Origin of the sequence: Halomonas ventosae, from assembly GCF_004361885.1 — a bacterium.
GTDB classification, from domain to species: Bacteria; Pseudomonadota; Gammaproteobacteria; order Pseudomonadales; family Halomonadaceae; genus Halomonas; species Halomonas ventosae_C.
Map to the genome: position 1 here is coordinate 1 of NZ_SNWH01000003.1, position 20,731 is coordinate 20,731.

The 20,731-nt window shown below is 63.9% G+C and carries 30 protein-coding genes and 1 tRNA gene; 10 read left to right on the forward strand and 21 right to left on the reverse strand.

Translation table 11 applies throughout. The annotated features are described in order from the left end of the window. The first annotated feature begins 135 nt into the window (after window positions 1-135). Complete coding sequence (locus DFO68_RS03135) at window positions 136-915, forward strand: alpha/beta fold hydrolase (protein ID WP_133481972.1); 780 nt, start codon at window positions 136-138, stop codon at window positions 913-915. Here DFO68_RS03135 and DFO68_RS03140 read toward each other — a convergent pair. After that, window positions 912-2,129, reverse strand: a complete 1,218-nt coding sequence (locus DFO68_RS03140) for an ABC transporter substrate-binding protein (protein WP_243726401.1) — start codon at window positions 2,127-2,129, stop codon at window positions 912-914. The two genes, DFO68_RS03135 and DFO68_RS03140, sit on opposite strands and share 4 nt — an antisense overlap. A gap of 151 nt (window positions 2,130-2,280) precedes the next feature. Between DFO68_RS03140 and DFO68_RS03145 the strand changes: the two genes are divergently transcribed. Then, window positions 2,281-3,987, forward strand: a complete 1,707-nt coding sequence (locus tag DFO68_RS03145; RefSeq protein ID WP_133481974.1) for a potassium/proton antiporter — start codon at window positions 2,281-2,283, stop codon at window positions 3,985-3,987. Between the two features lie 163 nt (window positions 3,988-4,150). Then, window positions 4,151-4,813 (forward strand): metallophosphoesterase, encoded by a 663-nt coding sequence (locus DFO68_RS03150; RefSeq protein WP_133481976.1) that lies wholly within the window; start codon window positions 4,151-4,153, stop codon window positions 4,811-4,813. Window positions 4,814-4,964: 151 nt separating this feature from the next. On the opposite strand, the gene DFO68_RS03155 is transcribed toward DFO68_RS03150, so the two are convergent. From DFO68_RS03155 to DFO68_RS03220, 15 genes are all read right to left on the reverse strand, one after another. Further along, complete coding sequence (locus tag DFO68_RS03155; RefSeq protein ID WP_133481978.1) at window positions 4,965-5,243, reverse strand: hypothetical protein; 279 nt, start codon at window positions 5,241-5,243, stop codon at window positions 4,965-4,967. Further along, window positions 5,240-5,497 carry a hypothetical protein gene (locus DFO68_RS03160; RefSeq protein ID WP_133481980.1) on the reverse strand — a complete coding sequence of 86 codons (258 nt, stop codon included), beginning with the start codon at window positions 5,495-5,497 and terminating at the stop codon, window positions 5,240-5,242. The genes DFO68_RS03155 and DFO68_RS03160 overlap by 4 nt, the downstream gene beginning before the upstream one ends. Continuing rightward, on the reverse strand, window positions 5,487-5,663 hold the full coding sequence (locus tag DFO68_RS15450; RefSeq protein WP_166637515.1) for a hypothetical protein: 177 nt from the start codon (window positions 5,661-5,663) through the stop codon (window positions 5,487-5,489). The genes DFO68_RS03160 and DFO68_RS15450 overlap by 11 nt, the downstream gene beginning before the upstream one ends. Continuing rightward, window positions 5,653-5,856, reverse strand: a complete 204-nt coding sequence (locus DFO68_RS03165; protein ID WP_133481982.1) for a hypothetical protein — start codon at window positions 5,854-5,856, stop codon at window positions 5,653-5,655. Before DFO68_RS03165 ends, DFO68_RS15450 begins: the two co-directional genes overlap by 11 nt. Further along, entirely contained in the window at window positions 5,849-6,259 is a 411-nt protein-coding gene (locus tag DFO68_RS03170; RefSeq protein ID WP_133481984.1) for a DUF5681 domain-containing protein, read from the reverse strand. Before DFO68_RS03170 ends, DFO68_RS03165 begins: the two co-directional genes overlap by 8 nt. Before the next feature lie 7 nt (window positions 6,260-6,266). Continuing rightward, window positions 6,267-7,064, reverse strand: coding sequence for a hypothetical protein (locus tag DFO68_RS03175; RefSeq protein ID WP_133481986.1), 798 nt, complete (start codon window positions 7,062-7,064; stop codon window positions 6,267-6,269). Then, a complete protein-coding gene (locus DFO68_RS03180) occupies window positions 7,061-7,249 on the reverse strand; it encodes a hypothetical protein (protein WP_133481988.1) in 189 nt (62 codons plus the stop codon). Before DFO68_RS03180 ends, DFO68_RS03175 begins: the two co-directional genes overlap by 4 nt. A 199-nt stretch (window positions 7,250-7,448) precedes the next feature. Beyond that, window positions 7,449-7,742 (reverse strand): hypothetical protein, encoded by a 294-nt coding sequence (locus DFO68_RS03185; RefSeq protein WP_208107349.1) that lies wholly within the window; start codon window positions 7,740-7,742, stop codon window positions 7,449-7,451. Next, window positions 7,742-10,207 (reverse strand): hypothetical protein, encoded by a 2,466-nt coding sequence (locus tag DFO68_RS03190; RefSeq protein ID WP_133481992.1) that lies wholly within the window; start codon window positions 10,205-10,207, stop codon window positions 7,742-7,744. Before DFO68_RS03190 ends, DFO68_RS03185 begins: the two co-directional genes overlap by 1 nt. Continuing rightward, on the reverse strand, window positions 10,204-10,479 hold the full coding sequence (locus tag DFO68_RS03195) for a hypothetical protein (protein WP_133481994.1): 276 nt from the start codon (window positions 10,477-10,479) through the stop codon (window positions 10,204-10,206). The genes DFO68_RS03190 and DFO68_RS03195 overlap by 4 nt, the downstream gene beginning before the upstream one ends. Further along, window positions 10,476-10,658, reverse strand: coding sequence for a hypothetical protein (locus DFO68_RS03200; protein WP_133481996.1), 183 nt, complete (start codon window positions 10,656-10,658; stop codon window positions 10,476-10,478). Before DFO68_RS03200 ends, DFO68_RS03195 begins: the two co-directional genes overlap by 4 nt. A gap of 272 nt (window positions 10,659-10,930) precedes the next feature. Further along, window positions 10,931-11,104, reverse strand: coding sequence for a helix-turn-helix transcriptional regulator (locus DFO68_RS03205; protein ID WP_243726402.1), 174 nt, complete (start codon window positions 11,102-11,104; stop codon window positions 10,931-10,933). Between the two features lie 90 nt (window positions 11,105-11,194). Next, window positions 11,195-11,833: a hypothetical protein gene (locus tag DFO68_RS03210; RefSeq protein ID WP_133482000.1), complete on the reverse strand. Its 639-nt coding sequence runs from the start codon at window positions 11,831-11,833 to the stop codon at window positions 11,195-11,197. Between the two features lie 111 nt (window positions 11,834-11,944). Continuing rightward, window positions 11,945-13,204: a tyrosine-type recombinase/integrase gene (locus DFO68_RS03215; protein ID WP_133482002.1), complete on the reverse strand. Its 1,260-nt coding sequence runs from the start codon at window positions 13,202-13,204 to the stop codon at window positions 11,945-11,947. A 141-nt stretch (window positions 13,205-13,345) separates the two neighbouring features. Then, window positions 13,346-13,435: transfer RNA gene (locus DFO68_RS03220), tRNA-Ser, on the reverse strand. Window positions 13,436-13,562: 127 nt separating this feature from the next. Here DFO68_RS03220 and DFO68_RS03225 point away from each other — a divergent pair. The 7 genes from DFO68_RS03225 (at window position 13,563) to DFO68_RS03255 (ending at window position 16,903) form a co-directional block, all read left to right on the forward strand. Continuing rightward, on the forward strand, window positions 13,563-14,033 hold the full coding sequence (locus tag DFO68_RS03225; RefSeq protein WP_133482006.1) for an NUDIX hydrolase: 471 nt from the start codon (window positions 13,563-13,565) through the stop codon (window positions 14,031-14,033). Window positions 14,034-14,112: 79 nt separating this feature from the next. Then, window positions 14,113-14,781, forward strand: coding sequence for a Bax inhibitor-1/YccA family protein (locus DFO68_RS03230; protein WP_133482008.1), 669 nt, complete (start codon window positions 14,113-14,115; stop codon window positions 14,779-14,781). Window positions 14,782-14,850: 69 nt separating this feature from the next. Beyond that, the gene (gene tusD, locus DFO68_RS03235; RefSeq protein ID WP_133482010.1) at window positions 14,851-15,243 is read left to right on the forward strand and encodes a sulfurtransferase complex subunit TusD; all 393 of its coding nucleotides are present in this window, start codon (window positions 14,851-14,853) and stop codon (window positions 15,241-15,243) included. 21 nt (window positions 15,244-15,264) lie between these two features. Next, window positions 15,265-15,639 (forward strand): sulfurtransferase complex subunit TusC, encoded by a 375-nt coding sequence (tusC, locus tag DFO68_RS03240; RefSeq protein WP_133482012.1) that lies wholly within the window; start codon window positions 15,265-15,267, stop codon window positions 15,637-15,639. A gap of 22 nt (window positions 15,640-15,661) precedes the next feature. Beyond that, on the forward strand, window positions 15,662-15,952 hold the full coding sequence (gene tusB / locus DFO68_RS03245) for a sulfurtransferase complex subunit TusB (protein ID WP_133482014.1): 291 nt from the start codon (window positions 15,662-15,664) through the stop codon (window positions 15,950-15,952). Then, window positions 15,952-16,305 carry a TusE/DsrC/DsvC family sulfur relay protein gene (locus DFO68_RS03250; protein ID WP_133482016.1) on the forward strand — a complete coding sequence of 118 codons (354 nt, stop codon included), beginning with the start codon at window positions 15,952-15,954 and terminating at the stop codon, window positions 16,303-16,305. The genes tusB and DFO68_RS03250 overlap by 1 nt, the downstream gene beginning before the upstream one ends. A gap of 10 nt (window positions 16,306-16,315) precedes the next feature. Then, window positions 16,316-16,903, forward strand: coding sequence for an ACP phosphodiesterase (locus tag DFO68_RS03255; protein WP_133482018.1), 588 nt, complete (start codon window positions 16,316-16,318; stop codon window positions 16,901-16,903). On the opposite strand, the gene DFO68_RS03260 is transcribed toward DFO68_RS03255, so the two are convergent. The 5 genes from DFO68_RS03260 to fdh3B all read right to left on the reverse strand — a co-directional run bounded on the left by DFO68_RS03260 (window position 16,890) and on the right by fdh3B (window position 20,718). Continuing rightward, window positions 16,890-18,098 (reverse strand): molybdopterin molybdotransferase MoeA, encoded by a 1,209-nt coding sequence (locus tag DFO68_RS03260; protein ID WP_133482019.1) that lies wholly within the window; start codon window positions 18,096-18,098, stop codon window positions 16,890-16,892. The two genes, DFO68_RS03255 and DFO68_RS03260, sit on opposite strands and share 14 nt — an antisense overlap. After that, the gene (gene moaB, locus DFO68_RS03265; RefSeq protein WP_133482021.1) at window positions 18,091-18,612 is read right to left on the reverse strand and encodes a molybdenum cofactor biosynthesis protein B; all 522 of its coding nucleotides are present in this window, start codon (window positions 18,610-18,612) and stop codon (window positions 18,091-18,093) included. Before moaB ends, DFO68_RS03260 begins: the two co-directional genes overlap by 8 nt. Further along, on the reverse strand, window positions 18,609-18,932 hold the full coding sequence (locus DFO68_RS03270) for a DUF1244 domain-containing protein (protein ID WP_133482023.1): 324 nt from the start codon (window positions 18,930-18,932) through the stop codon (window positions 18,609-18,611). The genes moaB and DFO68_RS03270 overlap by 4 nt, the downstream gene beginning before the upstream one ends. 97 nt (window positions 18,933-19,029) lie before the next feature. Then, the gene (locus DFO68_RS03275; RefSeq protein WP_133482025.1) at window positions 19,030-20,091 is read right to left on the reverse strand and encodes a formate dehydrogenase subunit gamma; all 1,062 of its coding nucleotides are present in this window, start codon (window positions 20,089-20,091) and stop codon (window positions 19,030-19,032) included. A gap of 12 nt (window positions 20,092-20,103) precedes the next feature. After that, entirely contained in the window at window positions 20,104-20,718 is a 615-nt protein-coding gene (fdh3B, locus tag DFO68_RS03280) for a formate dehydrogenase FDH3 subunit beta (protein WP_133482027.1), read from the reverse strand. Window positions 20,719-20,731: the final 13 nt, after the last annotated feature.

The window sequence follows — 20,731 nt, forward strand, 5'->3', positions numbered from 1 at the left end:
ATCGCGCTGCCAAGTCATCCATTAATGCTGAGACAGAGAGATCCAGCTCTTGCATCCTTCACCCTGTGATCGCTTTCATATCAGTCACATGGATTATAGCGCATTCAGTTACGGCTGTAGTACTAGGAGGCTTCCATGTCCATCGATCTCCATTTCACCGATAGCGGTGGTGGCGGCACGCCGCTGGTTGTCGTGCATGGCCTGCTCGGCAGTGCCGACAACTGGCGTTCGCACCTCAAGCAGTGGCAGCGCCGGCATCGGGTGATTGCCGTGGATCTGCGCAACCATGGCCGTTCACCGCACGTCGCGGGGATGGGCTACGAGGCCATGGCCGAGGATATTCTCGCGCTCCTCGACCGACTCGCAGTGGCCAGCGTGCATCTGCTGGGGCACTCCATGGGCGGCAAGGTGGCGATCAGCCTGGCACGGCTGGCACCGTCCCGGGTTGCCTCGCTGATCGTTGCCGACATTGCGCCGATCAGCTATGGCCATGACCACGACAGAGTCTTCGCCGCGCTGCGTCGTGTCGAGGCGGGAAAGCCTACCAATCGGCGCGAGGCCGACGTGCTGCTCGCCGAGCATGTCGAGGAGTCCGCGGTGCGCCTATTCCTGGCGACCAACCTGGAGCGCGACGACGAGGGTATCCTGCGCCTGCGCATCGGGCTGGACGAGATCCAGGAGGACTACGAGACGATCATGGGAGAACCGGCGGGCGAGGGCGCCTACGAGGGCCCGACCCTGGTGCTGCGTGGAACCCATTCGCCTTATGTGACCGACGAGATGCTGCCGGTGCTGCGCGAGGTATTGCCGCGGGCCGAGATCGAGACACTGGAGGCGGGCCACTGGCTGCATGCCGAGCAGCCCCAAGCCTTTCAGGCGGCGGTCAACGCCTTCCTTGAGCGTGTGGAGGCTTAACCGGGCGGCGACGCTCCGGGGTCGATGGCCAGTCGCGATACCGGGTGGCGCTCCTGGATCAGTCCGGCCTCTAAGAGATACTTCTCGAAACGCTGGTAGCGGCCCTGGTCGAGAGCCGCCGGGCTTAGACTCAGGCGCGAGCGGACCGTCTCCCAGGCCTGGCGATTGACGGCGGTGTCCAGCGCCGGTTGCGCATCGCTGATCAGCGTCCAGGCCGCGTCCGGGTGGTTGGCGATCCACACCGCGGCCTCCTCGAGGGCCGCCACCAGCCGACGAATGGCATCCCGTTGCGCCGCCAGATGCTCACGGTTGGCTAGCAGCACCAGGCCGTCATACAGCGGGATACCCAGTTCCTCGATGCGCAGGACACGCGTGGCCAGCCCCTCGTCGGCTAGCTCGCGGGGCAGCAAGTGGCGCATGGCCCCGATCACGCCGTCCACGCGACCTTCGAGCAAGGCGTCACCGAGGCGGAAGTGCAAGGCCTCGGTCTCGATCTCATCGTCGCGAATGCTGGCGTCATGCAGCAGGGCGGCCAGCAGCACGTCGCGGCTGTCGATATCGGCGTGGCCGATGCGCTTGCCGGCCAGTTGCAGCGGGGCCTCGATGCCGGCATCTTCGCGCACCACCAGAGCGCTGAGAGGCATGGCGACAAGCGTGGCGACCCGCACCAGCGGTAGACCGCGGTCCACCTGGAGGTGTAGCAAGGGCTGACGGGCCAGGGCCAGGTCGATGCGTGAGGCCGCCAGCAGCTTGCTCGGTACGTCCGGGTCGGCCGGTGTGGCGAGGGTCACATCTAGCCCGCGACTGATAAACAAGTCCCTCTCTCTGGCGACAAACAGGGCGGCATGGCGAAGGCTGGGATAGCCGTCGAGCATGACCTTGAGCGCGATGGCCGGCGGCGGCTCGATCGGTTCCGCCGGGCGCAGGGCGATGGCGGGGACGCTGGGGCGTGAGGGGGTATCGACGCTGGGCCCGCTGGGGAGCTCGCTGTAGCGACGGCGGGTCTCTGCCCAGGCAGCCGCCTCGGCGACTGCCTTCGCTACCTGGTTGCTGAGGTCCGGCACCCTTACTGCGGTACCCAGCGGCGGATAGCTACCCTGTACCGCCATCTCGTCGTCAGAAGGGGCGGCCGCGGCGGCGAGCGCCGGTATCAGCACGGTGGCCAAGAACGGCAGGCTCCTGTGCAGAGCGCGCCGAAAAGGGGACATGATCATCGAAACGGGTCTCCTGCCAGGCCGGACATGCGGGGGTGTCGCAAGCTTAACCGCTGGCCACTGGTCACGGCCAGTCAGGCCCAAAAACGCAAATCGCTGTGCCAGGCATGGCATGCGATAATCGTCTCTCTCGCAGCCGACGTAGGACGCCATGGATTCGATCAATACGCTCTTCTTGCTTAGCGGCTTCCTACTGACCCTGAGTATTCTCGCCAGCCGGCTCTCCTCGATGGCCGGCGTCCCTTTGCTGTTGATCTTTTTGGGTCTGGGCATGCTGGCTGGCAAGGAAGGCTTGCTCGGCATCGTGTTCGACGACTATTCCCTGGCATTTTTGATCGGCCACCTGGCACTGGCGATGATCCTTCTCGACGGTGGCCTGCGCACCCGCCTGAAAACCTTCCGCGTCGGCTTCCGGCCGGCGCTCTCCCTGGCCACACTGGGGGTCTTCATCACCAGCTCGCTGGTGGGCGTCTTTGCCATGTGGCTGTTCGACCTGAGCCTGGTGCAAGGGCTGCTGGTGGGAGCCATCGTGGGTTCCACCGATGCCGCGGCGGTGTTCTCCATGCTCAGCGGGCGGGGCGTCAATCTCAACGAGCGGGTCGGGGCGACGCTGGAGATCGAGTCGGGTACCAACGATCCCATGGCGATCTTCCTCACTCTGGTGCTGGTGGACCTGCTGGTCGGGGATATCGGCGGGGTAGGCGAGACCCTGCTGTTCCTCGTCCAGCAGTTTGGCCTGGGCATCGTCATCGGCGTAGGCATCGGCTGGCTGAGTGCCCGCCTGCTGAGCTGGCTGGACCTGGCGCCAGGCCTCTATTCACTGCTGGCCCTGGGGTTGGGCTTCTGTATCTTCGGCCTAACCAGCGCCCTGGGGGGCAGTGGTTTCCTGGCCATCTACCTGGCGGGCCTGATGATCGGCAACCGGCCCGGCCGCCACCTCGCCTTCATTTTGCCGGTGCACGATGGCCTGGCTTGGCTCTCGCAGATCGGCCTGTTCCTGGTGCTGGGTCTGCTGGTCACGCCCAGCGAGATGCTGGACTATGCGCTCCCGGCATTGCTGGTAGCCCTTGCGCTGATCTTCGTCGCCCGCCCCCTGGCGGTGCTGGTCGCTGTCAAGCCGTTCTTCAAGTTTCGCTGGCGGGAGATCGGCTTCATCGCCTGGGTGGGCCTGCGTGGTGCAGTGCCCATCGTGTTGGCAATCTTTCCGGTCATCGGCGGGGTGGAGAATGCGTCGCTTTACTTCAACGTCGCCTTCGCGGTGGTGCTGCTGTCGTTGCTGATTCAGGGCGGCACCCTGCCGTGGATGGCACGTCGCATGAGAGTGGAGCTGCCCCCCAGCGTGACCCCGAACCGACGCGGGCCACTGGGCATCCTGCCCGAGAACGACTACGAGATGTTCGTCTATGAAGTCGAGAATGCCGATCTCAAGGACGTGCCGATCCGGCTGCTGCGCTTTCCCTCAGGAGCTTTGATCTCGGCGCTGTTCCGCGAGCATGCCATGCTGCATCCCAAGGGCAGCACCCGGCTACGGCTGGGTGACGTGATCTGCGTGATCGGTCGTACCGATGATCTGCCGGCGTTGAACCGGCTGTTCAACGGGGACGCCACGCTCAAGCGCGAACGGGCCTTCTTCGGGACATTCACCTTCGACGGCGCGGCCCACATGCGTGACATCGCCGATGCCTATGGCCTGACGCTGAGCCCCGGCGAGCAAGACATGACATTGGCGGAGTTCGTCTCGCTGCGGGTCGGAGGCCACCCGGTGGTGGGCGATGATGTTGACTGGCACGGCATACACTGGGTAGTCAGCGCGATGGACGGCAATCGGGTCACCCGGGTGGGGCTGCGTCTCTACTGAAACCCCGCAAGCCTTTGCGGCTTATCGCGGCGCACGCCGGCCAACTGGCCGCTTTGAGTATCTCCAGCGCCAGCTGGATGGCCGGATCACTCGCCGGTTAGGGAAATATGGGCGGCTATCATGACATAGTGATGGAGGAAGGAATCGGCGAGGAGACCAATGCATGCTGACGACACACGCCGCGAACAGCAGGGGCCGCGATTTCGTCGTGGGTGACCTCCACGGACAATATCGATTATTGCAGGATGCCTTGCAGGGTGTCGCTTTCAATGCCGCGGAAGACCGCCTGTTCTGCGTTGGCGATCTCATCGACCGCGGCAGCGATTCGCTCGACTGCCTCAAGCTCGTCTTCATGCCCTGGTTTCACGCCGTGCGCGGCAATCATGAGGAACTGGCCCGCCATGCGCTGTTCGAGGGCGAGGACAGCAGCGCCTGGGCGCTGTGGATGATCAACGGCGGGGGCTGGGTTACCGCGAGCGGCGTGGACGAGTCGCGCAGGGTCCTGGAGGCGGCGCTTCCCCAGTTGCCCCTGGCGCGAGAGCTCGCGGTTGCGGGCAAGCGTCTGGGCATGGTGCACGCCGAACCCCCGGCCGTCTGGTCGCGTCTCGAGGCGGCCGACCGGGAAGCGCTGGTCTGGGGGCGTTCGCGCATCCAGCGGGGCGACGCGACGCCGGTGGTGGGAATCGACGCCGTCGTCGTCGGCCACACCATCGTGGAGCGGCCGACGACGCTGGGCAATGTCCACTACATCGATACCGGGGCCTTCAGCACGGGCCGCCTGACGCTGATCGAGGCATGTGAGTTGCTGCAGGAGCAAGGCGAATGAAAAAGACGCCACTCGTAGGCGCCTGATTCTGAATAGGAAGTGGCGGAGGGACAGTCCGATTTGTATCGTTCGGAATCAATATCTTATGGGCGTATTTTTCTTGTACCCAACAAAATTGCCAACATATATTGTGATATTGAATGATCCCGCGTTAGCTTGTCTCTGGCGCGTCCGGGTGCAGGATGATCAGCAGCGAACGGCTGGCCTGGGCGTACGCCTGGGCCTCGCGCTCGGCACGCTCCACGAATGCCTGCATGTCCTCGCCGGCTTCACGCTCGCACCGCCACCCGGTTTGCTGGCAGACATAGGCGTCGCACTCCCATAGATGGTCATGCTTGTGAACGGGCGTGATGACGATCACCAGCGGCTCACGGTCGGCACCGGCCTGCACTTCCAGGCGGTGCAGGCGGCGTTGTAGATCCTTGCTCATCGCGTCACCCCGTTGGCATCCATGCCGAACACGACGACGACGCCTTGATGCCGGTTCGCCTCCAGGGCGGCGCGGGCCTGTAGATCCTCGTCAGACTCGCCACCATCACGCCAGACATGGGCAGCGCCACCCTTGGCCATCGGCACCACTTCCCAGCCAGCCAGCGCACCCTCTGGCGGGCCAATCCACAGAACACAGCGTTCGGTCGCCTCGCGCTCCAGGGCCTCTAAGCGCTTCTCCAGGTCACGCTTCATTGTCGTCAGCCTCGAATATCGCCATCAGGTCGCTACCCTGTTGCCGGCCATCGCCACCAGCAGCCAGGTCGGACAGCTCGTCTATCAGGTCGCTGATGGCCTTCACCGTCTGGTCGTGCGCTCTCGGCTCCAGGGCGTCGAGTCGTCGCTGTGTTTCACGCCTCATCTGTCACCACCTCGGCATTCTTCCAGCCTTGCAGGGTGCGCAGCTTCTCGGCACGCTCTCGGGCCTTCTCGGGCGTGAAGTCCCATAGGCGGGCCACTTCCTTTCCGTGGATGATGATGGCGGCGGCGTGGCGCTTGTCGGCAGCCTTGTTGATCCATGACACGTTGGCGTCAGGGTTGCTCAAATTACCCATTGCTCTGTTCCTCCAGGGTGTCGAGGCGCCGCTGGATCTCGTCCAGCTCTACCACCCGCACCAGGGCGGCGAGGGCGTCCAGCAAGCTCCGGCCTTGGTCGGGCGGTATCTCGCCGGCAGCGATGGCGGCGAGCACCTGCCGGCCTTGGTCTGCCAGCGGGGCCTCCCTGTCCAGGGCGAACGTCACCGGGGCGTGGGCAGGGCGATGTACCGGCACAACGCGGGCAAGTACCAGTTCAGCGGCGCGGAGGTCGCCACCCTTGGCGGCCTCGAGCACCTTGGCGGCCACTTCCTCGGCGTCACCGTCCAGCAGCCGGCGTAGCTCGTCAGCACGGGCGGGGCGTCCGGCTGGATTACCCGACGCGCCCTTGATGAACCTGCCCCGCTTGTCGCGTTCGGCCATGCTCACCTCAGAGATTGCGCAGCACGTCGTCATAGCGGGCGCGGGCCTCGTCGGCCTTGCGGGCTGCCGGGTCGTGGTCGTGGTTGATGTAGTGCCGGCGGATGAAGGTGCCAGCCTCAGCGGTCGCCGCTTCCAGCTTCTCGCCGCTGCGCTTCATGGCGTCCATCTCGGCGGCCAGCTTGGGCTCATGTCGGCGCATGTAGCTATCAAACATGCGGGCCTTCTCGTCGGCAGACAGGCCCGTCAGGAAGCCAGGCCCGTTAAGCACGGCGGCCATAACCTCGCGGTCGCCATTGGCGGCGGCCTCGTGGATAGCCAGGCGGCGCTCCTCGGTGCTCATAGACGCCAGCTTGGCGCGGATCTCCATGCCGTGCCGGCTGTCCTCGCTGATGCCGAGCCGGTCGTGTACCACCTGCTCCATTTGCTTCAGAGAGTCGATGTTGCGCATCGCCACAGCCTTGAACTTGTCGTCCAGGCGCTTAGCGGCGCGTTCTGCATCGGCGTTCACGCGGTCCTGATGGGCGGCAGGCGTCACCCTGGGGTCACGGGCCTTCACCAAGTGGTCGAGTTGATCAATCGCGTTGACCACCCCCATATGGTCGGCCTTGGTGCTGGTGAAGAAATGGTTTTCCGGGTGCGCCTCGAGGGCTGTCTCATGCCATTTGTAGCTCGCCAGCACATCGGGGCGCACAGGCTCCTTGTACGGCTTCTCGGCGCTGAACGGCTGCCGACGGGCGCCTGGGATCTGCTCACCGGCTTGATACGGGTTCGGCTTGGCGGGCTGGGTCGGATCTTCAAAGCTCATTGGTCGTTGTCCTTGCGCTTCTTGCGCTGTTGCTCAGTGATGTAGACGAGCCATCCGGCGGCGGTCGTGTCGCCGCTGTCGGCCTTGTCTGCCAGCAGGCGGTAATACGCTGCAATGGCGGCTTCGCTCGGCTTCGTGTTGCGGCGGCCCTTGGGGCGGCCTGGGCGGGCATCGGGCTCAGGCATGGCGCTGTCCTCATGCGGTGTGGGCCTGCTCCAATTATACCAGAAAAACTCCAATTTATGGTGGTTATATTGTTGGGTATCTTATAATTAATCCGCCATGATACTGATTTACATAGGTTGGAAGCGGAACAGCTCTCCGCCATTCCTGTTCCGGCCTGCATCCAGGCAAAGAAAACCCGGCTCGATGGCCGGGGACTCGTCACTCCTCGATGCTGGCATCGGACCATCGGGCTCTGGCGGCTTCCAGTGCCTCCTCCGGCGACATCAGCTTGCCGCACAGGGTGGCGATGGGCTTGCCGCCACGGATCACCCTCCAGCTTCTCCGCTTGTCGCTGTTGGCTGGGGACAGTTCTTGCAGCAGCTCCGCCTTGTGCGCCTTGATCCAGACGCGCACCTCCGGGGTGATGTTGTCGGCAGGCCAGACATAGATGCGGCCACCGGGCAGCGGGTCGGCATGGAGGTCGTGGGCTTGGAGGTAGTCGATGGCGGCCATCAGAACTCCTCCCCGGACACACGGGCGAAAGAATCTTTCCGAACCGATGTCACTGACGTCACCATGTCACCGCTCGATGGTGACGTGGTGACTTGAGTGACATCGGTTCCAGAACTTTCTTTGAACACTCGCCAGACGACGCGACCGCCTCTCACCTTCCCCAGCGACCGGCACTCGATGCCAAGCTGCCGGAGTGCAGGCGCGGCTCTGCGCATGGCGTCGGCAATGCCCTTTGCCGACCTTGGCCATGAATCACAGCCCAGCGGCTTGTAGCTCTCCAGGGTGCGGCGCCACTCGTCAGCCGTGACCTCCTGGGCCTCGCCGGGATGGATCTCCGCCCAGTCTCGGATAGCGGTTGCCACCGGGCTCGCCTCGAGGGTGCGCTCGAGCCCATCTTGCCGGGCGGTGTCGAACTGGCGCATGAACTCCTCCGGGTCATGCCCCATCGCCTTGGCGACTGCCATGCCGAGGAGCGCGAACTCCAGCAGGCGCGGGCGGCGCTCTGCCGGCAGCGTCATCTCCGGCAGGATCTCCAGGGCGCGGGCGGCGATGTCCAGCAGGGCGCCGATGATCTCCGGGCGCTTGGCCTCAAACTCCGCCTCGAGCCTGTCCTTGGCCTGGGCGTCGTGGATCACCGGCACCTCTACCGTAATGGTGCGGCTCACTAGATCCTGTTGAGTGACGGCTGCGGATATGCCGTTGAGGATCACCGGGCGCTTGAGCTGGATAACGCTCTCGTCGCTGTCCGTGTACAGCTTGCGGCGAGCAAACCCGCCTCCGGTCGCCACGACGCACAGCGCGTCCTGCATCGGCGCTTGGAGGTGGCTCACGTTCTCGATGCTGATAACGTGGTTCACGCCACCACTGACGAACAGATCCTCGGCAGACTTGGGCGCCCCCCGGAGGTCGGCGGCGTTGGGGTCGATCAGCCGACGCAGTGCCGACTGCGTGCCAGACTTGCCGCTGCCTTGCTCTCCCAGCAGCTCCAGCACCGGGAAGGGTGTGTCCGGTCTCAGGCACTCCACCAGCCACGCCACGACCAGCAGGCGGGCCTGCTCCGGCACGTTGGCCACCTTCCACAGCGCGTCGATACTGCCACCAGGCACCGGCTCCGGCAGCGGTTGGGCGCTCTCCGACCGGCAGAACATCAGCTCACTCTGCTCCTCCAGCGTCCAGGCGCCAGCCCACAAGTGAACGCAGCGGCTACTGCCTGTGATGCCGAGGTCGAGCCAGTAATGCCCCGCACCGCCGGCCACACGGATATGCACCGGGCGATGCTCTTTCATGGCGATGCCCTCGAGCGTCATCCTAGCCTCGCGGAGCGATTGGTCGCGGACGGCCCTTTCGTGCTGGGCGTAGAACTCTGCCGTCAGCCAGTGCCGAAACGCTCGGCTGCCGAGGGAGCGAACCTCCCCGGTTCCGCGATGCCGCGCAAAGGCGACATCGTTATCGTCGTGGAAAAGGTCACTCCACGTTTGCACGAACCCGACGATCAGATCGGTCTGCGCTTGCTTGCCGCTGTCGCCATCCTCCTCCTGTGCCAGCTCTACCACCGGCTCCTCCGGCAGTACCTCACCGCCCTGGGCGACGATCTCCTCGAGCTGCTCCAGGGTGCCACCGGCGTCGAGCCAGTCGATAACGTCGCCCTTCTCCGGCAGCCCCGGCAGCATCACCACCTGCACCTCGGCGCCAGCCGCCTCGAGGGACGCCTGGGCCTTGCGGGCGTGGGCGATACCGGGCGCATCGTTGTCGGGCAGGATCACCACACGGCGGCCAGCCAGGTACCGGCTATGCTCGTCTGTCCACTTGCCGGCGCCCCCGGCGTTGGTGGTGGCCAGCAGCCCCAGCTCCTCGAGCGCGTGAACGTGCTTCTCGCCTTCGACCAGATAGACCTCCGCCTCCGGCTGGGCGGCCAGCTTGTCGAGGTGGTACGGGATGCGCGTGTCGATACCCTTCACTCCCGGCAGGAAACGGCCACGCTCGTCGAGCCGCCCCTGGCGGAAGGTCTTAGGCTGCCCCTGGGGCTCGTACCTGACGACGTAGAAGCGCGGGCGCCCCTTGGCATCGTTGTAGCGGTAGCGGGCCACCTCATCGGCTTTGGTGGGCGGCTTGGGCGGCTCCGACTTCTCGCGGAAGCCGTGCTCCTCGAGCCAGGTCAATTGCTCGTGGCGAGTGCCTAGGCCAGTCTCGCGGGCGATCAGATCCAGCACGCCTCCGCCGGCTTCCTCCTCGTGGCTGTACCATGTGCCTTCCTCGGGCTTCACCGCCAGGCTCCCATGCGTGCCGAACCTCAGCTCGCCTTTCTTGCTTAGTGCCTTGTTCGGCTCGCCCAGCAGCTCGCGGGCGACCGGCTCCATCAGCAGCGCCAGATCCTGCTTTGCGCTATGATGATGTCGAGCCCGGTCAAAGCTCTGTCGAGGTGCCTGCCCCTGCCGGGGGGCGGGCGCTTTCGTTTGTGCGGTCATTGGGCCTCTCCCTCCCGGTCGATGCGCCACGCCTCTTGCCAGGCGCCAACGATCAGATCGGCCAGGCGGTTGGTCGTGTCGCTATCCAGCAGCTCCAGGGCCTCCACCAGCTCGCTGAAGCCCTCCAGCTTGTGAAGTTGATCCTCGCGGGTGCGGGTGTAGCGGGCGAGCCTTTGAAGCCGGCGAGCGTGGCCTCTCGCTGCCCAGCCGAGGCCGTCTTGCCGATGGCCGATGTCTTCCAGCAGGGCGATCAGGTCGTTGGTGGCGCTCATGCTGCACCCCCTTTGCCAGCGGCGGCTTCCAGGGTGCGGGCCTTGCTCATGTGGAGGTTGTAACGCTTGAGACGGGTCGCGGCGCTGCTGTCTGCGAACAGGGCAGCTCGAGCCATTGCGCGATGCGCAGCGGCGCGGTCGGAAAGGATGCGGGAAGGGAACAGGCGTGTGAGTGCCATAGGTCTGACTCCATTCGGTGTGGAGTCGTCCCCGGTTGCCGCCAAGCAACGGATGGGGGCGACTGTACGCGGATTGGCGGACCGGCCCGAATGGACACCGGCAGCCCCGTAGGGCTTCCACGCACAGCCGCCATAGCTCGTGGCGGGCACAAAAATAGCGCCAGACACGGATGCGGCGCTTGTGCGCCATTCAGGTTTCGATCCGCCAAGATCGGCCACGGATTTTGCCGTGACACGCTCATGATAGTGATACGGGATGATAGGCGCAAGCATCAGGCCACCTCCCGCTCGGCTTCCCACTTCTCGATGTCTTCCAGCTTCCAGCGGGTACAGTTGGAGGTCAGCTTGATCGGCTTGGGAAAGTCCGTCTCACGCGCCCAGCGCCAGATGGTCGGCACGGATGCGCTGTAGCGGGCGGCCAGTTGCTTTACGGAAAGGTAGGTCATTGCGGCTTGCCTCATTCATCGGAGTGCAAGCCCAGATTGCCGAGGGCGTGAGGGGCGAAAAATCCGCTCGTCGGCGGGGAGGGGTATTACTCAGGATCTTGGGCGGCCCCGCCTGCTGACATAGGAGGGCACCTTGCCACGCAGCCAGCGGCGTATCTCCTCCTCCGGCTCTTTGCCGGGTGGGATGAACTTGTGCCGAGGATCAGTGGGCGGGTAGATCCTCAGCAGATGATCGAACACGACCTCGCACAGCCCGCGCATCCGCATATTGTTCTCAGTGTCCATTAGGCTCAGGTAAGCGGTCGCGTAGGACACAGCCTCCCTCTTCACCTCTCTGAGCCCATCCTTGTAGGCGTCGGAGTTGCGCCTCGTGCTCTCGATTCTCTCTTTCCACTCCACAAGGGCCTCGGCATCAGTAGGCGATACAGGGAACTCCAGCTTTGCCAGCAGCCTTCCGACCTCGAGCCCAAACAGGTAAGACAGCTCCGCCGCCGCGCCTGGGTCATCCTTGGCTATCTCGTCAGCCAGTTTTCTTCCGGCTCGCTGGGCGAACACTGCCTGTCGCGCCACGTCCTCACGGTCATGACTCCAGTAGATCACCAAGGACGCCAGCAGGTCTCTCGCCGAGGCCAGTGCCATAGGATCGCCGGAGGGCATTCCTGCATCCTCCAGTGCCTTGAGCAGCGCACGGCGCATGACCTCCTCTGTCTCCGTGCGATCATCAGCCATACCACCTCCTTTGTTGGCTCCTATGATGGGTAGCCGGGCAAATCCCGCCCAACATGCTGATTTCATGCGACCGGAGGCGGATTGCGCATCCGCCATGCACGACTTGACGACTTAAACGACATTGGTTGCGGAACTTTCTTTTGGCCGGATGGGCGTCACGTTCTCCCCCTTGGCCGGCGCGGTGTCGATGAACTCTGCCCACCGCTTCATCAGGTCGGCACGCTTCTCCAGCAGCTCGCCGCGCCGATAGGCGGCCTCGACGCCGGAGGCGATGGTATGCGCCAGCGCCATCTCTGCGACGTGCTGCGGTGTGGAGGTACGCTCGGCTGTCCAGTCGCGGAAGCACGAGCGGAAGCCGTGAACCGTCACCCTGTACCCCATGCGCTTGAGGAGGGCGCTCATTGCCGCGTCAGACAGCTTGCCGCCCCTGGGCGCCGGGAATACCAGGGCCATGCCCTCACCACCGGGCAGAGACTCCAGCAGCGCCACAGCAGCATCGGACAGCGGGACGCGGTGCGGCTTGCCGTTCTTCATCCTCTCGCCGGGAATCGACCAGATGCGCTCCTCGAGATTGATCTCCGACCACCGGGCGCCACGGGCCTCCCCGCTGCGCACAGCCGTCAGGACTACGAACTCCAGGCACCGGGCGGCCATGCCCTCACGCTGCCGGAGGTCGCGCATAAAGTCGTGGATCTTGTCGAAGTGCAGGGCGGCGTGATGCTCCACCTTGGCGATCTTGGCCGGCGCCGGGAGGATGGCGTCGAGGTTGTTCTTCCAGGCGGCCACGTTCGGCCCCTGCCGGTATCCATGCGCCGATGCCCACGCCAGCACCGCCTCGATGCGCTGCCGGGTGCGGGAGGCGGTCTCGGTCTTGCTCTGCCAGATGGGCTCCAGCACCTCGACGATATGAGCAAGCTCGATGTCATCGACCGCCATCTTGCCGAGGGTGGGGTAGGCGTAGGTCTCGAGCGTGGTCTCCCACTGCCGGGCGTGCTTCTTGTTGGTGGCCTCTGCCATCTTCTTGGCGATTACCTTGCGGGCGCACTCCTCGAAGGTGATGGCCTTGGCCTGGGCGGCCATCAGGGCGCTTCGGGCGGCCTGGCGCTCTAGCACCGGGTCGATGCCCTCCTCCTTGATCTTGCGCTTGATCTCGAGGGCGTACTCCCTGGCCTTCGCCACCGTGACCTCCCTGGCGCTGCCGAGGCCGATGTCTCTGCGCTTGCTGCCGACCATGGTGCGCAAGATCCACGACCGGGCGCCGGTCTTGCCCACTTGCAGGTGGAGGCCAGCAGCTCCTCCGACTGAATAGAATCCCGGCTCCACCAGGCGCTTGATCTCCAGCGGGGTCAGTGTCTTCGCTACTTTCGGCATCTCGCTCTCCCAACGTCCTACCCAACATAGATATGCTGAATTGGATGATAGTAGCTGATACGCCGTTATACAAGGAAAGGCGCTAAGTTGGGGTCAGAAAAGGAAAAACCCGCCTCGAAGGGCGGGTTCTATGGGCCTGGGTGGCGGAGGGACAGGGATTCGAACCCTGGGAGCCCGTTAAGGCTCGCCGGTTTTCAAGACCGGTGCATTCAACCGCTCTGCCATCCCTCCGGCTCACGGACGGGTATACTACCAGCTTTCTCTGCGGGGTCAAGAGCGCCTTGGGATCAAGATGTTAGGCTTCTCATGGGAAGGTGGGGCACAATGGCATCTTCGGCGATAGCAGCAGGAGAGACTCATGACTGAGCCCTACGAGCGTCTTGGGGTGCGCCCGATCCCCGCCGTCTCTGCCGCCGTGGTCAGGGGTGATCGCATTCTCATGGTGAGACGAATGAATCCCCCCAATGCTGGTATGCTGGCCCTGCCGGGGGGCAAGGTAGAACCGGGTGAGAGTCTTCAGCAGGCGGCGGCACGGGAGCTGTTGGAGGAGACAGGAGTGATCGCCGCGCCGCGGCGCATTCTGACGGCCATCGATCTCTTCGATCATGATGACGCAGGCTTGCTAACAATGCATTTCGTTATCGTGGTGGTGCAACTCGAATGGCAAGGTGGAGTGGAGCTGGCCGCCGACGATGCCACCGAGCTGCGCTGGATGAATCTCGAGGCACTCGAGCAAGGTGACGGAGAGGTCAGTGACTCGGCCTTGCGCGTGGCGCGCCGGGTGCTGGCCGAGGCGATGTCCGCGGAAAATGCGTTGAAGCCTGACTAGCCAGTCGCTTGCGTCGGGAACCTTCTGCCGGCATTCTAGGTCAAGTGCCTAGATCATCCACACAGGGAGCTACCGATCCATGGCTTATCAGAATACCCAGATAACACGACAGCAGAACCAGGCTGTCGGTACCAGCAAGGTTCTGAGAAATACTTATGGCCTGCTGGCGATGACCCTGCTGTTCTCCGCAGCGACTGCCGGTGTCGCCATGGCCATGGGCATCGAGCGAATGAACATCCTGGTGTTCTTCATCGGTGCCTATGGTCTGATGTTCCTGGTGCATAAGACCGCCAACTCGGCGCTAGGCCTGTTGTCCACCTTCGCCTTTACCGGCTTCATGGGCTTCACCCTGGGGCCGATCCTTAGCGCCTACCTCACTCTGCCCAACGGCGCGCAATTGATCATGACCGCGCTGGGTATGACCGGGGTGACCTTTGTCGGGCTCTCGGCCATAGCGCTGATTACCCGCAAGGACTTCAGCTTCCTGGCGAACTTCCTGATGGCCGGTGCCATCGTATTAATCATTGCCATGGTGGCGGGTATCTTCCTGCAGATCCCTGCGCTGTCACTGATGGTCTCGGCCGGCTTCGTGCTGTTTGCCTCGGCGGCCATCCTCTACCAGACTAGCGAGATCGTTCATCGGAGCGGTGAGACCAACTACATCCTTGCCACCATCACTCTCTATGTCTCGATCTACAACCTGTTCATCAGCCTGCTTTCCATCCTGGGAATCATGAACCAGGAGTGATGCAACTGCCTCGGCACACTAGCCTGGCCCCGCCTTCCGGTGGGGCCAGGCTGTTTACGGAGGACCCCTATGCGCTACGCTATCCTGCTGATGGGTGCCCCTTACAGTCACCAGGCGAGCCATTCCGCCTTGCGGTTTGCCCATGCCGTGCTGGCACGTGGCCACCATCTCGAAGCGGTGTTCTTTTATCACGACGGGGTGTATAACGCCGCCCGTCTGGCCGCACCTCCCCAGGATGAGCCGCATCTGGTGGATGCCTGGATGGCGATCGCCAGTGAGCATCGGGTGGCCTTGCAGGTCTGTATCGCCGCAGCCCTGCGCCGTGGCCTGCTGGACGAACGTGAAGCGGCCCGGCATGGCAAGGACGGCGTCAGCGTTGAACCCCCCTTCGAACTGACCGGGCTGGGGCAGTTGATCGACCTTGGCACCCGTTGCGACCGTCTGATCACCTTCGGCCCCTGAGTGTTTCCCGATGGAGGCGCGATGCAAGAATCCCCCGACGATAGCGATCTGCTGGTGATCCTGCGCCATGGCCCCCATGGCAGCAGCTGGCTCAGGGAGGGCCTGGATGCCGCCCTGGTTGCGGCAGCCTTCGGACGCTGCGTCTCCCTGCTGTTCATGGGGGAGGGGGTGACGGCCTTGATGCCCGAGCAGCAGGTGGGCCCCCTGGGGCAGAAGGGGACGGCGGCGACGCTGGAGATGCTGGAGATGTATGATATCGAGACGCTGCTGGTGGACGAGCAGGGTCTGTCGGATCTCGGCCTCTCGAGAGATGACCTGATGCTCGAGGTGGAGTGCGTGTCGTCTGAAGTACTGGCGTCTTTCCTGTCGGAGCATCGCCTGGTATTGACCTTTTAGCCAGACGCAAGGAGTGCGCCAAATGCTACTGCATGTCGTGAATCGGTCCCCGGCAACCAGCCGGGTCTATCAGCAAGCCTTGTCCGGCATGTCATCGGAGGATCGCCTGCTGTTGATCGAGGATGGGGTTCAAGGGGCGCTCCCCCAGTTAGTGCGGTATTACGCAGAGGTGGAAGGGAGGCTATTCGCCCTCAAAGAGGATCTTGAGTCTCGCGGGCTGCTCGGGCGCTGCGATGCCAGCGTGCAGGTGGTCGATGTGGATGGCTTCGTGGAGCTGACCGAGGAAGCCGAGCGCACAGTGAGCTGGTACTGATGGCAAGTACAGAAATATACCGTTATCTAATTATTAATCAACAACACTACAGACTAGATCCTGAAGGCTACTTAATTGACATCAAAGAATGGACATCTGAGGTAGCAGAAGCCCTGGCAAAGGAAGAAGGTATAACGCTAACCGCAGAACACTGGGAAATCCTCCATGTACTTCGTGACTTCTATGCCCGTTACGAGATGGCGCCCGCCATGCGCCCTCTGGTCAAGGCAGTAGCGCAATCCCTGGGGCCGAAGAAAGGTCGTTCCATCCACCTGATGCACCTCTTCCCCGGCAGCCCGGCCAAAGTAGCGGCACGCCTAGCCGGACTGCCCAAGCCTACTCATTGCCTGTGAGTCGAGAATCGTGAACTTCCTGGCGCATGGCTGGCTCGCCCGAGGCGGCAATAACGACTTTCTCTATGGCAACCTGATTGCCGACGGGGTCAAGGGCGCGGACCTGTCGGCCTGGAAGACCGACCAAGCCGCAGGCATTCGCCATCACCGCCGCGTGGATGCCTTCGTCGATGGGCATCCGGTGGTCTCCGATGTGCTCGCACGATCCCCGCGCCGACAACGACGCTATGCCGGCATTGCCCTCGACCTGGTATGGGATCACTTCGCCGCTCGGCTTTTGGCAAGCGATGAGCGACGCTTGTTGGTACAGCGCTGCTACCGGGTACTGGCGACACGCCCGGCCCCGGCTCGTCTGGCGTCAATGATGCCGATCCTGGTGGAGCAGGACTGGCTAAATCGCTACGCCGACTTCAGCTTCACCTGCCGGGCCATCGAGGGCATCGGCCAACGGCTCTCGGGGCCCAACCGTCTGGCTGAACTGGTGCCCTGGCTGGAGGAGGACTACGCGCGACTCGCCCGAGACTTTGCCAGGCTCTGGCCAGCCGTGAATGAAGTGCTAGGCGTTCCGCCGCGAGATGCGTCGCTCACTCGACCCTGAGCCATAGGCAATCGACAGGATCGCCTGGTTCGATACGCGTCTCGGCCGGAATTACCGCCAGCGCATCGGCAGAGATGCAGGATGACAGCACCCCCGAGTTCTGATCCCGGAAAGCCCGAGCCACGATTCCCTTGCTGCCGAACTCGAGTGCCACGCGCATGTAATGGCGTCGTGGTTCGGTTTGCGTGGCGAACTCTGCTTGGGCCGTGAGGCAGGGCAATTCGGCGAGCGCCGGGCAACCCTGAAGGGCCCCCAGCAGGGGACGCAGGAAGAGCCAGGCGCCAACGAAGCAGGAGACAGGATTACCGGGCAGGCCGACGAAGCGGACGTCCCTTCCTTTCTCGTCGGGCAGGCGCCCCAGTGCCAGGGGCTTGCCGGGACGGATCGCCAAACGCCACAGGTCCAGCTGGCCCAGCGACGTCAGGGCGGCCTTGACATGATCCTCCTCGCCGACACTGACACCGCCGGTGCTGATCACCAGGTCGGTCCCACGGGCTGCGGTGCGCAGGGTTTCGCGAGTGCCTTCCGGGTCATCGGGAATCGAGGTGATCAGCGTCAACTCGGCGCCGAAACGTTCGAGAAGGCGCCTGAGCATCGGCCGGTTGGAGTTATAGATCTGGCCTGCGGCCAGTGGCTGACCCGGCTCGACGATCTCGTCGCCGGTGGAAAGCAGTGCCACTCTCGGCCGGCGTCGCACAAGGACCTCGGTGATGCCCTGACCGGCCAAGTGGCCCAGCGCGGCGGCCTCCAGCCGCTCGCCGGCAGGCAGCAGCAGATCCCCCGCCGCCACGTCACGCCCCCGGCGGCGGACGTTGTCGCCGGCCGGAATGTCGGGCGGTATCGCGGCCAGGTCATCCTCGACCTCGACGCGTTCCTGCATCACCACGCAGTCGGCACCCGGGGGAATCTCGCCCCCGGTGAAGATGCGTGCACAGGTGCCCGGCACCAAGGGCTTAACCGGCGAGCCCGCAGCGATGCGCTGGGCAATGTTCAGTCGCTTGCCGGCATCGCGATGGTCAAGGGCATAGCCGTCCATGGCGCTGTTGTCGAAGGCTGGAACGTCTAACCGGGCCTCGATGCCCTGGGCAAGCACACGGCCCGCCGCTTCGTCACAGGGCAGGGATTGCGCCGGTGTGATGACCACGTTATGCAGCAGCGCCGTCAGTGCCGTGTCGATAGATTGCAGCTCAGCCATGCTGGCCTCGCTCGGGGATTACCAGGTTAGCGAAGTTACAGGGTTTGTGCCGACTATCCAGCTGCTCGGCAAGGATGCCGTGCCAGGCGGTGCGGCAGGCCCCCGTGGAACCGGGCAAGCAGAACACCACGGTGGCGTTGGCCAGTCCGCCAAGGCAACGGCTCTGCACGGTGGAGCTGCCGATCTCCTGCCAGGAAAGCTGCCTGAAGAGCTCGCCGAACCCTTCGATGCGCTTGTCGAGCAGGACCGAGACCGCCTCCGGGGTGGAGTCACGACCGGTGAAGCCAGTGCCACCGGTGGTGAGGATCACTTGGACCTCGGGAGCGGCGATCCAGCCGGCCACCACCGCACGGATGCGGTAGACATCGTCGGGCACAATCCGCTTCTCGACTAGACGATGGCCAGCATCAGTGAATCGCTCGACCAGCGCCTGGCCACTGCGGTCGGTCGCCTCGGTGCGGGTGTCGGAGATGGTCAGCACCGCGATGGAGAGGGCAATCATCGGTTCGCTCATCCGTCCTCGCGCTCCTGTTTGGCGGCCTGGCGTGCCTCGAAGGCGGCCATCTGTTCGGGAGTGGCCTGCTGCTGATATTTGGCTTTCCACTGCGCGTAGGGCATGCCGTAGACGTGTTCGCGGGCCGTGTCGTAATCGAGCTCGGTGCCGCGCTCGTCGGCGGCGGCTACCAACCACTTGGAGAGGCAGTTGCGACAGAAGTCGGCAAGAATCATCAGGTCGATATTCTGCACCTCCTTGTGCTCGTCCAGATGGCGGAGCAGGCGGCGAAAGGCAGCTGCCTCGAGCTCGGTACGCGTGGTGTCGTCAAGATGCTGCATGAAAGATTCCTCTTGCGGTGGCGGTTGTGTCTTTCGCACCAGCTTAACAAAAGACACCGCCCGAAGGCGGTGTCAATGGGCCGATTTCAGCCAACGCTCAGCCAGAGCGAGGGGCTGGCTCATCGCCCTGGCCAGACGAGCGGCTGGCCGCCAGCTGCTCCTCGGAGGTGACCTGATCTTTGACCTCCTCGTACCATAGGTTGTGGTGCTGCTTAGCCCAGGTCTCGTCGACATAGCCGCTGGTCATGCCCTCCAGCGCGCCTTCGGTGCCTATGGTGCCGATGTAGATATGGCCCAGGGACACGGCCATCAAGATCAGCGAGGTCACGGCGTGGAACATGTTCGCCCACTGCATGTTGTCACGAGTCTGGCCGAACAGCGGAAAGTCGAGCACGAAACCGCTGACGATCACCAACAACCCCACGCTGGCAAGAATCCAGTACCAGGCCTTTTCACCGCCATTGGCGAAGCCGGCGTCTGGGTGCTTGTTGCCGACCATGCCGCCGCCCTGCTTGAACCACTGCCAGTCGTGCTTGCGAGGCAGGTTGACCGTAAGCCACTTGGCTAGCATGAGTAGCAGCAGGATGCCAAAGACCGGGCCCACGTAGTTGTGGACCAGCTTGGTCAACGCGATCATGCTGGACCAGAAAGCGTCGCCGAAGGCATGGCGGAAGACGAACTTGCCGTACAGCAGGTTGAGGCCGGTCAGCGCCAGGACGATGAACAGCGTCGCCACGGTCCAGTGCATGGCGCGTTCCAGCGCGGTCCAGCGCAACAGCTTGCGGCCTGTGCGTTCCTCGTCGAGGTCGCTGCGGCCGACGATCAGGTAGAAGATCACCAGGATCGCCAGCATGCTGCCCAGGGCGATGAGACCGGCCGGGGAGATCCAGTCGTTGCGGATCTGGCGCCAGGTCTCGCCGCTGGCGTTGATCAGACTGTAGTTGGAGCCGTAGCGGCTGTCCCGGTAGTTGGGCCCTGTCTCGCCGCTCTTGACCTGTCGCCAGACGTCGGCATCGACCGTCGGAACGGCGAAGGCGGCTTCCCTGCCGGGGTCGGCCTCCTGGGCCAGGGTCAACGGCGCCAGGACCAGGCTGGCCAACACGACCAGCAGCATCAGGAACAGCCGACAAGGGCCTGTACCCCTCGTTGAAATGCTCATGACTTCGCCTCCTTACCCCTGATGGGTGGCGTCATAGGCCAGTGAGTCGGCATCGGCCCTGGGATTGCCCGACCAGCCGCCGTCCTTGTGCCCGCGCTGGACCACGCGCTGGCGGAAGATGTCGGCGACCTCCTGGGCATCGCCGGCCAATAGTGCCTTGGTCGAACACATCTCGGCACACAGCGGCAGCTTGCCCTCGGCGATGCGATTAGCACCGTACTTCTGGTACTCCTCCTCCTTGGTTTCCGCCGGCCCGCCGGCGCAGAAGGTGCACTTGTCCATCTTGCCCCGTTCGCCAAAGGCGTTCTGCTTGGGGAACTGCGGGGCGCCGAAGGGACAGGCATAGAGGCAGTAACCGCAACCGATGCACAGATCCTTGTCATGCAACACGATGCCGTCATCGCGCTGGTAGAGGGTTTCGGTGGGGCAGACGGCGATACAGGGGGCATCGTCGCAGTGCATGCAAGCTACCGAGATGGAGACCTCGCTGGGCTCGCCATCGTTGAGGGTCACCACGCGACGTCGCTGTATGCCCCATTCCACCTCGTTGGCATTCTTGCAGGCGGTGACGCAGCCATTGCACTCGATGCAGCGCTCCGCGTCGCACATAAATTTCATTGTGGCCATGGTGTTCTTCTCC